Source organism: Limnobaculum xujianqingii (genome assembly GCF_013394855.1).
GTDB classification, from domain to species: Bacteria; Pseudomonadota; Gammaproteobacteria; order Enterobacterales; family Enterobacteriaceae; genus Limnobaculum; species Limnobaculum xujianqingii.
Map to the genome: position 1 here is coordinate 275,672 of NZ_JABMLK010000001.1, position 13,768 is coordinate 289,439.

Consider the following 13,768-nt stretch of genomic DNA (forward strand, 5'->3'; position numbering starts at 1 on the left):
TCTATGGGGTTATCGTTTATATATTAAGAGGATAATAGCTGCATTGATTTACTGAGGTTTCAATTTGGTTTTTTATTATTTACGGTATAATTATCAGCAAGAGTGGGCATTTTCAATTCTTATACATTTCTTTCTGAATGTGCCAGGGATAATGGCACCAGAGAAATAACACAGTTCTGATGATTTTTTATTTAGCCCGAGGGGCTTTTTTAATGCGCTATTTTAGTTTGCTATTTTTGTTACTACTGTCCGCTTGTAAAAATGATGTATTACCCATGGTCACTTCTGAACCCGATCTTTCATTGGTTCCTGTTGAATCTGCCAGCCAGATTTATCCAGTGATTGCACCAATAAATCCACCTGATGGTTTACGTCCCTGCTGTGCATTTGGATATAACCTTGGGGTTAGTGTTATTGGCATTCCGTTACCGGTCTACCAAATTGGCAATATTGTTGAGGCCAATAAACTGGGCACCCATCATTATAGTGATAGCTTGTTGGATACGGCAGCCAACCTGCTGAATATTTCTGACGAACAAGTTGGTCATGTTTATACCGTTCGGGGCGGTTTTCTGGATATCGCTCATATTCGCGATACCGCAGACAATACCTTCTATCTGTTTAGTCAAATTTATCCGCGTTTGGGTCAGGCATGGCAACTTGAATTGGGTGATGAGTTAGCTAAACGCCAGTTTGTGTTTACCGCCTTTACACCACCTTCTACTCCGGAAGAGCGTTATACCTTAAGCGCCTATTTAGCTGCACAGCTCGCTTTTCAAATGGCAGCCTGGCATGAGATTGCTCAGTGGTATGGGTTATTGGATGTTCCCGGATTTTCCGAGGAGGTTTCAGGTTTTTCACCTGAAGATCTTTATTCTAATTTATTAGGCTCAAGGTTAGCTTTAACATCTATTTTGCAAGGGCATGCCGGTAGTCTGGAGCAATATCAACAATCGATGACTCAATTACTGCCAAAGGCGCTGGAGCAACTTGGCGCAGAACCTTCTGAAGGTACTAAGCGGCAGTTTATGTTGTTGGATGGAAAGTGGTGGGATAGCCAGCGTCGGGTGCCTGAAAAGTATTTGGTGCTCTATCGTAATTATGATACGAGCAGTAATCGTATTCCTTCCCATGATTCATTATTAACCGACAGGTTATTACGTCTGAGCTTGCCGGATGTATGGCAGGGTGTTGTGCTAAATCAGATTGGTGAGTTTCGTCTTCTGCCTGGTGATAATATGGAGCGGTTACCTGTACCGGATAATTATTGGACCGTGAAAGATTTTTCGGCTTTGGCAGAACAGGCTCAAATTATAGATGAAAGTGAACTACGTTCAGTCCGCACAATGCCTGAGAGCGTTTCTCATGATGCTATAGCGAAAAAGAATTAATAGCTCAGGTTTCTGACACATTATAAATACAAATAATAACGGATAGTGATGACTATCCGTTATCCAATATTGTTCATAGAGAAAAAACTAAACTTAATTATCAAAAATTATATTGGTAATGTTATATAAGAAGTAAATCTTCGAAATATTCATTTAAGGTATAATTAAGATGATTAATTATCGTTAATGATATTATTTCTTCATTAACTTCATATTTTTTCGATATGAATTCTGGCGAGTTTGAATAGGGTTTCTATTCATTTTCTCTGTGCGTACCAGATATAATTACAGCAATAAAATAATATTATTCTGATGATCTTTTGTAATTATTACAATTAATTTAATGTTGTTAATTTAATTGGTTTTTTTAAATTTCCTTATATATTTCAATGATTTTTTAGTGTTTTGTTGACTCTAGTTACGATTGAAATTATTGTAAATATTATTATAACAACATGTTTGTTATTTGATATTTAGTGGCAGGTATTAGATATTTAATATAACGTGGCATATGGTTAATACAACAGGTACGGAAACCTATGCATAAATTTAATTTTAATAAAAATATTTTACTTGGCTTACTATCCCTGGTTTTATTTTCACCAACTTCTTCTGCAGGATTAATTGCTCCTGATAATGATCTGCGTAACGATCTTGCCTGGTTATCCGATCGTGGTGTAATTAATATTAGTCTTTCAACCTGGCCACTTAGTCAGGAGGAAATAGAACGTACGGTTTCTCTGGCAAAGAGTAATAACCAGAGTGAAAAAAGAGTATTAGACCGAGTTCAACGACGCATTGGTGAAATAAAGTCTAATATCCGTCTACAGGCGTATACCTCAACCGATCGCCCTGGTTTACCGCAGAGTTTTGCCAATCGTTCTTCCAGTGCCCATGGCTTAGGTGTTGCTATTGGAGGAAGTGGCGAGTATTGGGATATTAATCTTCAGGGGATGGTAGAGGGCGATCAATTCATTAATGATTCTTCTCGTTGGAATATGGATGGCTCTTATGGTGCCGTGAAAGTCTTTAACCAGTGGCTGTCTTTTGGTGAGGTTTCTCAGTGGTGGGGGCCTGGTTACGATGGTAGCTTACTGCGTTCAGATTCTTCCCGTCCGGTTATTGGTTTTATGATGCAACGTGCTGAGCAATCACCTTTTGAGACACCGTGGCTGTCTTGGATAGGGCAGTGGCAGTATCAGCTAACGGCGGGTCAACTTGAGCAATATCGTGCAGTGCCAGATGCTAACTTGATTGGTGCCCGCTTTACTATGATGCCAAGCAGCTTTCTTGAGTTAGGAGCCTCACGGATGATGATGTGGGGAGGAGAAGGGCGCCCTGAATCATGGGATTCATTTTGGGATGCTGCAACGGGTGATGACAATACCGGGAATGCTAAGCATGATCCAGGTAACCAACTCGGTGGTTTTGATGCCCGACTTAAACTTCAACCGCTTTTCGGTATTCCAGTAAGTCTCTATGGACAGGTTATTGGTGAAGATGAGGCCAATTATTTGCCATCCAAAAATGCCTATTTATTTGGTATTGAAGGACATCATGCCTTACAAAACAATCAAATTAATTGGTACATTGAAGGGGCGGACTCTCGTTCTGAGTTTGATGATGAAGGTGTTTTCTATAATCATTTTGTATATACCGATGGATATTACCAACAAGGCTACCCGTTAGGGCATGCGATGGGCGGTGGTGGTAGTGCCATTTCTGGCAAAGTTGAGCTGGTATTAGAAGAAGGCCAACGTTGGAGCACAAGAGTAATGTATGCCCGCGTTAACCCTCAAAATCAGAAGATTAACCATGCATTTCCTCGCTCAGATACTCTGAAGGGTATTGAGTTAGGCTGGGGTTATAATTTCGATAGCAAAGTGAGATTGAATACTTATATTTGGTACACTGATAGCGACCATAATAGTCAAGATAACATTGGTGCTAAGTTGGGCGTTGAAATTCCGATTAATTTATAAGTTGCGCAAATGTCTATTGAGTAATGATGGATTAATAACAAAGCACCGTAAGGTGCTTTGTTATTTAAATTTGCTGAATCATCAGATTAATTAAAGATGTTTTTCTATTCAAAAGCATACTATTGCTGCCAATTTTTTTATGGCTTCATAACAGTATAAACCTGAGGAACCAGAACGTTTTGTTTGGTGCCATCAGCCTGAATAACTTCACGATCGATTAGCCATATAATGTCTGAAGTCAGATTATTCATCTGTTCTGATGTTAGTGGAGCTCCTGACGATAAGTTATATTTTTGAGCAAACTCTATTCCCGCATTCATCAGCGCAGCATATTGATCTTCATCATTGGTGTCATGATTTAAAAGACGTTGCCCTGTCAGATTGATTATTTGGTCGCGAATAAATTGTTGTTCGTGGTAACCCTCATTTAAACGTCGGTGAGTACTATTGTGCTCGGTCATTAGTCTGTTGCTCATAAAGTCTGAAGCTAACCAAGTCTTATAATCAGTAAACTTCGGATCGCTTTCTACCTGAGCACTATTACCCACCGCAGGAGTCATGGTATACAGATTGGAGTCAGGTAATGGAATATTTTGAACAGGTGAACTGGCAACAATATTTATTTCACCCGGACCATTTATCTCATTAAATTGCACATTGACTCGATCAATATTCATCGCGCCAAGATTGATATTTGGTCGATAGCTTTGCAGATGTGTATTCACTGAGGTTTGGTTGTTGCCTGATGCAGAATTACTTAGCATTTCAGTCAGATGGGAAGAGGTATTTTTAACTACAGTACCAGATGTATTTTGATGCTTCAGGTTCGCCTGAGCGCCGTCATTGTGCGGTGTCAAAGAATCGGTCTTATCAGCAGCATGAGCACCGGAAATTTTAATATCGATTATCTGATTGGCGTCAATATTCAGGATCTTGCCTGCTTCGATCTGACTTCTATTGTTCAGAACGGTATCTGCAGAAATGTTCAAATTACTACCGGCTAAAATTTTGGCCGGATCGCTTTCTGCCGTATCGGTATCGTTCAGAGGAGAATCAGTGACAGCCTTATCATTAATATTTTGTAGTTGCTTAACCGCCAGCTCCAGGTTTCCAAGAGCCTCGATAGTCGCACTGTGGTTGTTGATCTCGCTTGCATGACCCGAAGCATGACCATTTCCATCCAGCGTTCGGCCAATTGACATATTCCCACCGCTGAAAATCTGTGAATGGGTGTCGTTATTTAAAACATTAGTGCCAATGTTAATACTCTCACGACCGAGCAGTGTGGCTGCGCTACCGTTTTCAAAACGGTTATTTATGGTGTCAGATTTCAGTTGTAACCAGGTACCATGAATACGGCCCGAGCCATAGTTATTAATCTGTTGGGCTTGTAGCCGGGTAAGAACGCCGTCAATCAATCCACGATTGGTTAGGGTTCCGCTGATGTTGAATTGTGTGGTATTCGCTCTGATTTCACCCAAAGCATTATTATTGAATGAGGCGGCATTCAGGGTCAGTTGGTTGGCGTACATTCGGCCGCCCAAATTGCTCCAACTGCCGGTGGTTTCTGCATTGAGAGTATTGTCGACATACAGGTGAGCAGAATCGGTAATGATATCTCCATGCCGTGCCTGTAACATCATACTGTCAGCACTGACTTGAGCGCCGGACAGATTGATTCCATTAGCAGCTACATTGATTTCACCTGTAGCAACAATTTGCCCTTGCAGGTTAGCCGGTTGTTCAACTCTGATGGTGATATTGCCGTGGCCTGCCATATCGCCATTATCGTTAACGCCCGCAGCAAGTAGTGCTTCACTGGTATTATTAAAGTTAGCAGCTACTAACATAATATTATTTAACGCCACCAGTGCTGATGCGTTAATGATATTGTTGGTCGCTCTTAAATTAAGTTCGCCACCACTGTAAACTTTAGAACGATTATAGAAGTTTTGCCCTGAGCTCAGGTTAAGACCAGCAAAGGCGAAAATGTCCGCTTCGTTAACAATTGAACCGTCAGCATTCAGCAATAGCTGATCTTCACTGCGCATTAATTTGCTGTTGATAAAGTTACCACCAGTACGGTAATTACCAGTACCTTTGCTGTACAGCGTGCCTCTGTTATGCAGTGAATCAGCGGTGGTTAATGTCAGATTGCGATCGGAACCTATTGTGCCGGTGTTAGTGACCGGACCAGCGGCATTGATGGTGGCATTATTCTTAGTATAAATAGAGCCATCATTTAGCAAACTTCCTTTAGTTGTCAGGTTCAAGTCGCTGTTGGTACTGATAGTGCCGTTATTGTTGATGCCGCTATCTGCATCAATTTCAACAGCACCGTAGCTATGTAATGTGCCGCTATTCAACAGGCTACCCGGAGTAGTCAATGTTAATCGACTGTCAGACCCAATAGTGCCTTGATTGGTAATATTACCGCCAGCATTCAGTAAAACCAAACCCGTCCCGTAAATCATCCCCTGATTAAACAAGGTCCCGTAGGTCGTCAGACTGAGGTTGCGGTTAGTACTGATAGTACCGTAGTTGGAAATTGACTGGTCAGCGTTAATCCACAGATCGCCTTTACTGTATAGAGTACCGCTGTTAATAAATGCGTTTCGGCTGGTGAGTGTTGCGCTGTCAGATGCATTAATGTTGCCCTGATTAGTCAGACTAGCACCACTCTCAATACTCAGAAAACCGTTACTGATAATTTGAGAGCCTGTTGCATTGTTGAGATATCCCTGGGTGCTAACAGTGGTACGACCGTTACTCTTTAATGTGCCTTTATTATCAATAGTTTTGGCAGAAACAGTCAGATCCTGACCGGTAACGATGGTTCCGCTGTTATTGATGTTCGCGTTACTTTTGAGAGTAGTGTTTTTACTGACAGAAATGGTGCCCTGATTAGTCAGATTATCCTGAGTACTAATGGTGGCATTTCCAGCAGCGTTAATTTTACCTGTATTGCTATTCTCTATTTTGCCTTGTGCGGTGAGAGTAACATCCTGATTACTGTGCAGCGTTCCCTGATTACTTATACCTTGCTGAGTAGAGATTTGCAGGTTTTGTGCACTGCTGATAGTACCTTTGTTCTCAATACGACCATCGGCCGTAATCACTACTGAACCCGCCTGACTACCAATATTGCCAGCGTTACGAACACCAACGCCGTTTTCTGTACCTACCATGCGAATACTGTTAGCGTACATGCCGCCCAGTGCGGATACATCGACTGAGAATTGCGGGCTATTGGCATCACGCCCACCCTGTTTTTCTACGCGTTTAGTATCGGCACTGACTTTGTTTTTACCGGTGACCACATTTAATTCATTGGCCCAGACGCCGGCGTTAACTTCAACTGATTGGGCAACAATATCAGTATAACTTTGTTTACTGCCGTCCAGCCCTTTGCCCTGAATGGTGATTTTTCCCTGACGGACATCATAGCCTTCAAGATTGCCATTATTCATCACCGGAGTACCGGTGGTTAACGTTGTCCGATTGGAGTTGATAAACCCACAGCCGTCACAGGTAATGCCTGACGGGTTGGCAATAACTACCTGTGCTTTTTGCCCGGCGACTTCCACATAACCGTTCAGGCGGCTTGGGTCGCGTGAGTTGACCTCATTCAGAATGACCTTAGCGCTGCCCTGAGCCATATTAGGGTTACCATCAATATAGCCACCCAATTGTGTTTGTACTGATGAGCCTGAGTTATTAAGAATGACACCGCGATTATCTACGTCGAACTGGCTGTATGTGTTGCGTGAAACTCCGCCTGAGCTGGGGGCCTGAATATTAACTTGTGGGGTTCCATTACCGCTACCAAGAACTGTTGGTTGTTGATTGCCCGGTGCGTTCGCATCAGCCACAATATTGGCTTGAGCAGGCAGACTGATACTGATTAAACCTAACGCAATACTGGTCATTAATACTAACGGGGACAGGCCTGCAATGAGCTGACCAAATGTTTGTCCACCACCGGATGATGAGCCTTCTGCTGAGTGAGTACCTGCTATTTCAGGAACTACCATCAGCATGCCTCGCACCCGGTTGAAAATCACGCGATACAATTTCTTGTTCATAAATAAATTCCTTTTATTTCAAAGGCATCATAATTATTATTTGTTGTCTTTCTATTAGATAATTTCAGCATCCATGCAGTCTCAATATTGCCAGTTAAGATTGAACCCCAACGTCACCGGGTCGGTGCGGAAGCCATCCGGCTTCGAGGTGGGTATTCCGGCAAAAACATCATAACTGGTGCGTAAGGCATAGCCTCTAAGCCCCAGAACGGCACCTGCGAGGTGTTTTCCCAGCAGGTAATTACTTCCCCGGCCACCGACTTCGCCGTAATCCATACCAATATACAGCTCTTGTGCTGGCAGCGGTGTACGCCAGGTTAATTCATTACGGGTAAACCAACCGCGGTCAGCCGACAGGCTCAGTTCACCATCAAAACCACGTACCGTATAGCGACCACCGATAGAAAAACGTTCCTGAGAGGTCAGTGCGGTACTTGAAGGAAGCTGGCGTTGATATTGTGAGCGAAAACTGAATTGTTGTTCAAGCAGGTTAAAAGGCCAATCCAGATTTGCAGACAGTTGGGTGATCTTACTCAACGCAGTAGCTTGTCCAACATATTCTTCTGGTGCCGGTTGTGCTCCAAACCAGCGGGTACCTTGCTGGTAGGTGATGCCGGCGTCCAGCGTTATAGCATCAATATAGTGGCGATGTATTAATCCTACTCGCCATGCAGCGGTATTTCGACGCTGAACTTCTATCTCAGTATCGTTAATGTAGTTACGGCTTTCTCTTAGTAATACATCATATGTTAATGTCGTTTTTTGTGATGCATCACGATGTAGTAAACGACTTAAGCCAAAGGTCAGGTTTTTACTTTCACCGCTGTAGTTGTAGTCTTCTATCAGACCTGCGACTTTTTGGTTGTAGCTGTAGGCGCTGGTGGTAGCATTCAGGCTCCAGTAGCCATAAGGTACGGAATAGTGAGCGGCATAGTTGTGGCTTCCCCGATCGTTTTTCCATTGTAAATCGTGGCCACCGGAAATATAGAAGGTATCGTTAAGCGATAAAGGGTTATCCACATACAGGGTTAGTCCTCCCTGATAGCGGCCAGTGCTTACAGTACCTGAGTCATCCAGTGAAGCTCCTAATCGCCAGTGGCGGTTCTGCTTCCAGGTGATAGCCAGCTCGGTTTCCCCTGGCTCTTGCCCCGGCATCATGTTGATATCTGCCTGAGCCGTCGGAACACGACGTAAGTTTTCTAATCCTTGCTCAATATCTCTCAGATTGAGTAGATCACCTTCGGATACGGGAAGGGTATTAAAAGTTTGAATATACCTATCACTATCCGCAGATAGCATTATATGACTGATTTTCCCTTCCAGTATCTTTAACTCTAGTTTGCCACTGGTTAAATCCTGAGGTGGAGCCAGTACTCGGGTAGTGATGTAGCCCTTGTCTATTAAACGGTTTTGCAGGGCGCTCATCAGCAAATTAAGCCCCTCTCCGCCTAAGCACTGACCATTGGCCTGATTAGCGATAGACTGGAGTGATAACCAGTTAGTCAGATATTGGCTGCCGCTTAATTCCACCTGATTGATGGGAAAGCAGGTCTCTTCTGCGGGGAATTGATCAATGGTTGAACTGCCTGCGGGCAACTCGGTTCGTACATCCGGGCGGTCGGGAGAAAGTTGCTGTTCTAGTGCTTTTTGGCGTTCTTGTTGATTAATAACTTGCTGATTGTTGATTTGGTTAAGTTCAGGGGCGGCCTCACTAATCAAAGGGATCAGTGTTATTAGTAATGGAAATGATTTTATATAGTTATATTTTTGAGAAAATAATAATTCCATCTATTCCAAAAGCGAACGCGTTCCATGTCAATTAGTAGGGGGCTGAGCGTAAGTTATATAAGAGGCATTACGCTGTCTACTACTATTTAAGCACCATTAGATAAATAGAGTAATAGTTGAAAGCTCATTAAATCAGAGAAGCTGTTTCTCGAAAACGAGTAAGGTTTTTCTTACTCGTTGTTTATATTACCGCTATTGATAGATAAGAGGTATCACATTTACAAAATATGAGGGTGATATTAACCCCTCACATTTGACAATATCATCAGATGAATGTGTGGTAAAAAGCACCGATTACCAGTGTAATACCAGACTTCACGTTGCTTTTAACGGAAAAGCAGTGAATTAGAAGGTTATTCACCTGGGCAGCGCTGACAGCGCTCTATTTCATCATTACCTAATCTTAATTTAGCATTTAGATCGCGCAATGCCGTTCTTAATCCTTCTTCAATAACTGGATGGTAAAATGGCATATCCAGCATTTGGCCGATGGTCATTTGTTGCTGATGAGCCCAGGCCAGCAGGTGAGCGATGTGCTCAACATTTGGTCCCATCATTTCAGCGCCAAGAAAACGACCGGTTCCTTGCTCACCGTAAACGTGCAGTAATCCTTTGTTACGCAACATTACTCGAGAGCGTCCTTGATTTTCAAAGGAAACCTCACCAATTTCAAAGCAGCCACAGGCACTGAATTTCTGATTTAATTCACGATAAGTAGAACCAACCATGGCAATTTGCGGATCAGAGAATACAACGGAAATAGCACTACGGCGCAGGCCTGGATTAACTTCCGGATATGATCCGGCATTTTCACCGGCAATACGAGCCTGGTCGCTGGCTTCGTGCAAGAGTGGTAGTTGATTGCTGGCATCACCGGCAACAAATATATGTGAAACGCTGGTTTGCATAGTCAGTCGATCGGCAGTGGGTACACCGCGAGCATCAAGTTCCAGTGAGGTATTTTCCAGACCAATTTTGTCGACATTAGGACGACGGCCAGTGGCGGCTAATACGTACTCAACAGTGATTTCCTGAGTTTGCCCTTGGTCATCCTGATAGCGAATGAATACGCCATTATCCCGACGCTCCATCAGTTCTACTTTGGCATCAGGATAAAGCGGGAACTCTTTACTTAGCGTATCTGCGGCATATTGACGAATTGCCCCATCGGTTAATGGACCGACAGCTCCGCCTACGCCAAACATGGTAACTTTCACGCCCAGACGGTGTAATGCCTGACCTAACTCTAAACCAATAACGCCGGGCCCAAATATGGCGACGGAGGCGGGTAAATCATCCCAGTTAAATACATCATCGTTAATGATCAGGCGATCGCCAAGGCTGTCCCAATGTGCAGGCCAGCTTGGACGGGAGCCTGTGGCAATGACAATACGTTTAGCCTGAATTTGAGTGTGGTCGTCTACTTGTAAGGTATTGTCATCAATGAAATGGGCATAGCCATCGATCTTATCTTGTTGAGGGATTTCACCGACCCCTTCCAATACAAAACCAACAAAACGGTCGCGTTCGCGCTTTACGCGATCCATGACTTCTCGCCCGTCGATACGGGTCTCACCTTGTGGATGAACGCCAAATCCTGGCGCGACTTCAATATGATGTACCGCTTCGGCGGCCGCTATAAGGAGTTTTGATGGCATGCAACCGACTCTGGCGCAGGTTGTACCATAAGGTCCGCCTTCAATCATGACGACGTTGGGGGTAAATCGTTTTGCTGCCCGGTAAGCGCCTAGTCCTGAGGTTCCTCCACCAATAACGGCAACATCGACCTGTAATCTTTTCATCCTTAAGACTCCTGAAATGCAAAAAAAAGGCGGACATGAGTCCGCCAAAACTTACCATTGGCTAACTTTAAATACGGTGGTCTAAATTAGTTTTAAACGGTCTCTGCTTGTTTATGAACGGAGAAATACTTTTCTAAATCATCGCTACCGCCGATGTGACGTCCACCAATGAAAACTTGTGGAACGGTAGAACGGCCAGTAATGGCGCGTAGGCTAACGGTTGTTGCATCTGTGCCTAAAATGATCTCTTCGTACTGAAGGCCGCGTTCTTGTAGCATCTGCTTAGCTTTAGCGCAGAATGGACAACCTGGTTTGGTTAATACAGAAATAGATTCTTGTAGTTTGCAATCTGGTGCCAGGTATTTCTGCATAGTATCGGCGTCTGATACTTCAAACGGGTCGCCCGGTTTGTTTGGTTCAACAAACATTTTTTCAATCACGCCGTTGCGAACCAGCATTGAATAGCGCCATGAACGTGGGCCAAATCCTAAGTCTGCCTTCTCAACCAGCATATTCATGCCTTTGGTGAACTCACCATTACCATCAGGATGCCGGCATGTTGCTCAGATTGCCATGCGTTCATAACAAAGGTATCGTTAACTGAAACGCACAGTACGCTATCAACACCGTATTGCTTGAATACTGGAGTCAGTTCGTTATAGCGTGGCAGGTGACTGGAAGAGCATGTTGGGGTAAATGCGCCAGGCAGAGAGAAAACAACAACGGTCTTATTGGCAAACAGTTCGTCAGTAGTGATATCAATCCATTTATCTCCCTGACGGGTATGGAATACGGTTGCAGGGACTTTTTTTCCTTCCTGAGTAGTGAACATGCTTTAACCTCATATTTATTGATTGGATCTGGCGTTAATTTTTATCGCCGCGCGTCATGTTTTTGTTAATGAAGATTATCCATATCGAGGATTAATAGGTATAATCGTTAGTCGCTATCCTATCTATTGTCACCATCTATCTAAACGCAAGGGATTAAGCTATGAATATTCGCGATCTGGAATACCTGGTTGCACTCTCTGAGCATTGCCATTTCAGGCGTGCAGCAGATTCTTGCCATGTGAGCCAGCCAACGCTGAGTGGGCAAATTCGCAAACTGGAAGATGAGCTGGGTGTCATGTTGCTGGAAAGAACCAGCCGTAAAGTGCTGTTCACTCAGGCAGGGATGTTGCTGGTCGATCAGGCCAGAAAAGTGTTACGGGAAGTTAAAGTATTAAAAGAGATGGCTAGCCAACAGGGCGAGACAATGTCCGGGCCATTGCACATTGGTTTAATTCCAACCGTTGCGCCTTATTTGCTGCCACATATTATCCCTATGTTGCATAAAGAGTTTCCTAAGCTGGAAATGTATCTGCACGAAGCTCAGACTAAAGATCTGTTGGCTCAGTTAGACAGCGGCAAGCTGGATTGCGCCATTCTGGCACTGGTCAAAGAGACAGAATCTTTTATTGAAATTCCGCTATATGATGAACCTATGCGTTTGGCCATTTACGCCGATCACCCATGGGCAGGACGCGACAAAATTGTGATGTCCGAATTGGCCGGTGAAAAGCTATTAATGCTGGAAGATGGTCATTGTCTGCGAGAGCAAGCCCTGGGTTTCTGCTTCCAGGCGGGTGCGGATGAAGATTCACATTTTCGCGCAACCAGTCTGGAAACGCTGCGCAACATGGTTGCTGCTGCCAGCGGTATTACTCTGTTGCCATTGCTGGCAACGCCTGCAGAGAAAGAGCGTGATGGTATCTGCTATTTACCGTGCTATAAGCCAGAGCCAAAAAGAACTATCGGTTTAGTCTATCGTCCGGGTTCTCCTCTGCGGGCTCGTTATGAGCAATTGGCCGAGACGATTGCCGGACATATGCCGGGCGTGATTGAATCAGAGCAGAAGAAGATCGCTGCAATTGGATGATGACTCTGTCGGTTGGAGTAAAAGTGATATTTCTTTTGCTTTTTCAACGGTCAGGTTTTAACACAATTTACGGTTAATGGTTTTGAGGCCAACCGTTGATATTTGAAGCCGCAAAATGATAAGTAAGGATTCAGGCGTGATGGGCGTCAGAGCACAACAGAAAGAGCGTACTCGCCGTACATTAATTCAGGCGGCTTTCAGTCAACTAAGTGCGGAAAGAAGTTTCGCCAGCTTAAGCCTGAGGGAAGTCGCTCGCGAAGCCGGTATTGCGCCAACCTCTTTCTATCGTCACTTTCGTGATGTGGATGAATTGGGATTAACCATGGTTGATGAAAGCGGACTGATGCTGCGTCAACTTATGCGCCAGGCTCGCCAGCGTATTGCCAAAGGTGGCAGCGTGATCCGTACATCGGTGGCAACCTTTATGGAGTTCATTAGCGATAATCCCAATGCGTTTCGTCTGTTGTTGCGTGAACGTTCCGGCACTTCGGCAGCGTTTCGCGCCGCGGTGGTCAGAGAAATCCAACACTTTATTGCTGAACTGGCGGATTATCTGGAGCTGGCAAACCAGATGCCACGCAGCTATTCAGAGGCTCAGGCTGAAGCAATGGTAACTATTGTGTTTAGTGCTGGTGCAGAAGCGTTAGATATTGATATAGCCCAACGTAAACTATTAGAAGAAAAGTTAGTCTTACAGTTGAGAATGATTTCAAAAGGTGTGTACTACCTGTATCGCCGTGAACAAGAAAAAGGTGTATTGCCTCACGAATAGAGGCATGACGAATCAAAGGAGAAAGAGC

Annotated in this window: 7 protein-coding genes and 1 pseudogene; 4 read left to right on the plus strand and 4 right to left on the minus strand. The window is 44.0% G+C overall.

Annotated elements, in window-relative coordinates:
- The first annotated feature begins 212 nt into the window (after positions 1 to 212).
- Together GOL65_RS00905 and GOL65_RS00910 are read left to right on the plus strand one after the other, a co-directional pair.
- A complete protein-coding gene (locus GOL65_RS00905) occupies positions 213 to 1,391 on the plus strand; it encodes a DUF4056 domain-containing protein (protein WP_140920548.1) in 1,179 nt (392 codons plus the stop codon).
- 539 nt (positions 1,392 to 1,930) lie between these two features.
- On the plus strand, positions 1,931 to 3,373 hold the full coding sequence (locus tag GOL65_RS00910; RefSeq protein WP_140920549.1) for a capsule assembly Wzi family protein: 1,443 nt from the start codon (positions 1,931 to 1,933) through the stop codon (positions 3,371 to 3,373).
- A 137-nt stretch (positions 3,374 to 3,510) separates the two neighbouring features.
- On the opposite strand, the gene GOL65_RS00915 is transcribed toward GOL65_RS00910, so the two are convergent.
- The 4 genes and pseudogenes from GOL65_RS00915 to GOL65_RS00930 all read right to left on the minus strand — a co-directional run bounded on the left by GOL65_RS00915 (position 3,511) and on the right by GOL65_RS00930 (position 11,880).
- The gene (locus tag GOL65_RS00915) at positions 3,511 to 7,458 is read right to left on the minus strand and encodes a two-partner secretion domain-containing protein (protein WP_140920550.1); all 3,948 of its coding nucleotides are present in this window, start codon (positions 7,456 to 7,458) and stop codon (positions 3,511 to 3,513) included.
- 81 nt (positions 7,459 to 7,539) lie between these two features.
- Positions 7,540 to 9,246 carry a ShlB/FhaC/HecB family hemolysin secretion/activation protein gene (locus GOL65_RS00920; protein ID WP_140920551.1) on the minus strand — a complete coding sequence of 569 codons (1,707 nt, stop codon included), beginning with the start codon at positions 9,244 to 9,246 and terminating at the stop codon, positions 7,540 to 7,542.
- 353 nt (positions 9,247 to 9,599) lie between these two features.
- Entirely contained in the window at positions 9,600 to 11,048 is a 1,449-nt protein-coding gene (locus GOL65_RS00925) for a dihydrolipoyl dehydrogenase (protein ID WP_179038113.1), read from the minus strand.
- A gap of 92 nt (positions 11,049 to 11,140) precedes the next feature.
- Positions 11,141 to 11,880, minus strand: a pseudogene (locus tag GOL65_RS00930) (glutathione peroxidase).
- A 161-nt stretch (positions 11,881 to 12,041) separates the two neighbouring features.
- Here GOL65_RS00930 and oxyR point away from each other — a divergent pair.
- Positions 12,042 to 12,968, plus strand: a complete 927-nt coding sequence (oxyR, locus tag GOL65_RS00935) for a DNA-binding transcriptional regulator OxyR (protein WP_140920553.1) — start codon at positions 12,042 to 12,044, stop codon at positions 12,966 to 12,968.
- Between the two features lie 139 nt (positions 12,969 to 13,107).
- The gene (fabR, locus tag GOL65_RS00940; protein WP_108901107.1) at positions 13,108 to 13,740 is read left to right on the plus strand and encodes an HTH-type transcriptional repressor FabR; all 633 of its coding nucleotides are present in this window, start codon (positions 13,108 to 13,110) and stop codon (positions 13,738 to 13,740) included.
- Positions 13,741 to 13,768: the final 28 nt, after the last annotated feature.

What these genes read in the sequence shown, in the direction of transcription:
- oxyR (WP_140920553.1), top strand. Translation starts at nt 12,042, where the DNA reads ATGAATATTCGCGATCTGGAATACCTGGTTGCACTCTCTGAGCATTGC.
- GOL65_RS00925 (WP_179038113.1), bottom strand. Translation starts at nt 11,048, where the DNA reads ATGAAAAGATTACAGGTCGATGTTGCCGTTATTGGTGGAGGAACCTCA.
- GOL65_RS00910 (WP_140920549.1), top strand. Translation starts at nt 1,931, where the DNA reads ATGCATAAATTTAATTTTAATAAAAATATTTTACTTGGCTTACTATCC.
- GOL65_RS00915 (WP_140920550.1), bottom strand. Translation starts at nt 7,458, where the DNA reads ATGAACAAGAAATTGTATCGCGTGATTTTCAACCGGGTGCGAGGCATG.
- GOL65_RS00905 (WP_140920548.1), top strand. Translation starts at nt 213, where the DNA reads ATGCGCTATTTTAGTTTGCTATTTTTGTTACTACTGTCCGCTTGTAAA.
- fabR (WP_108901107.1), top strand. Translation starts at nt 13,108, where the DNA reads ATGGGCGTCAGAGCACAACAGAAAGAGCGTACTCGCCGTACATTAATT.
- GOL65_RS00920 (WP_140920551.1), bottom strand. Translation starts at nt 9,246, where the DNA reads ATGGAATTATTATTTTCTCAAAAATATAACTATATAAAATCATTTCCA.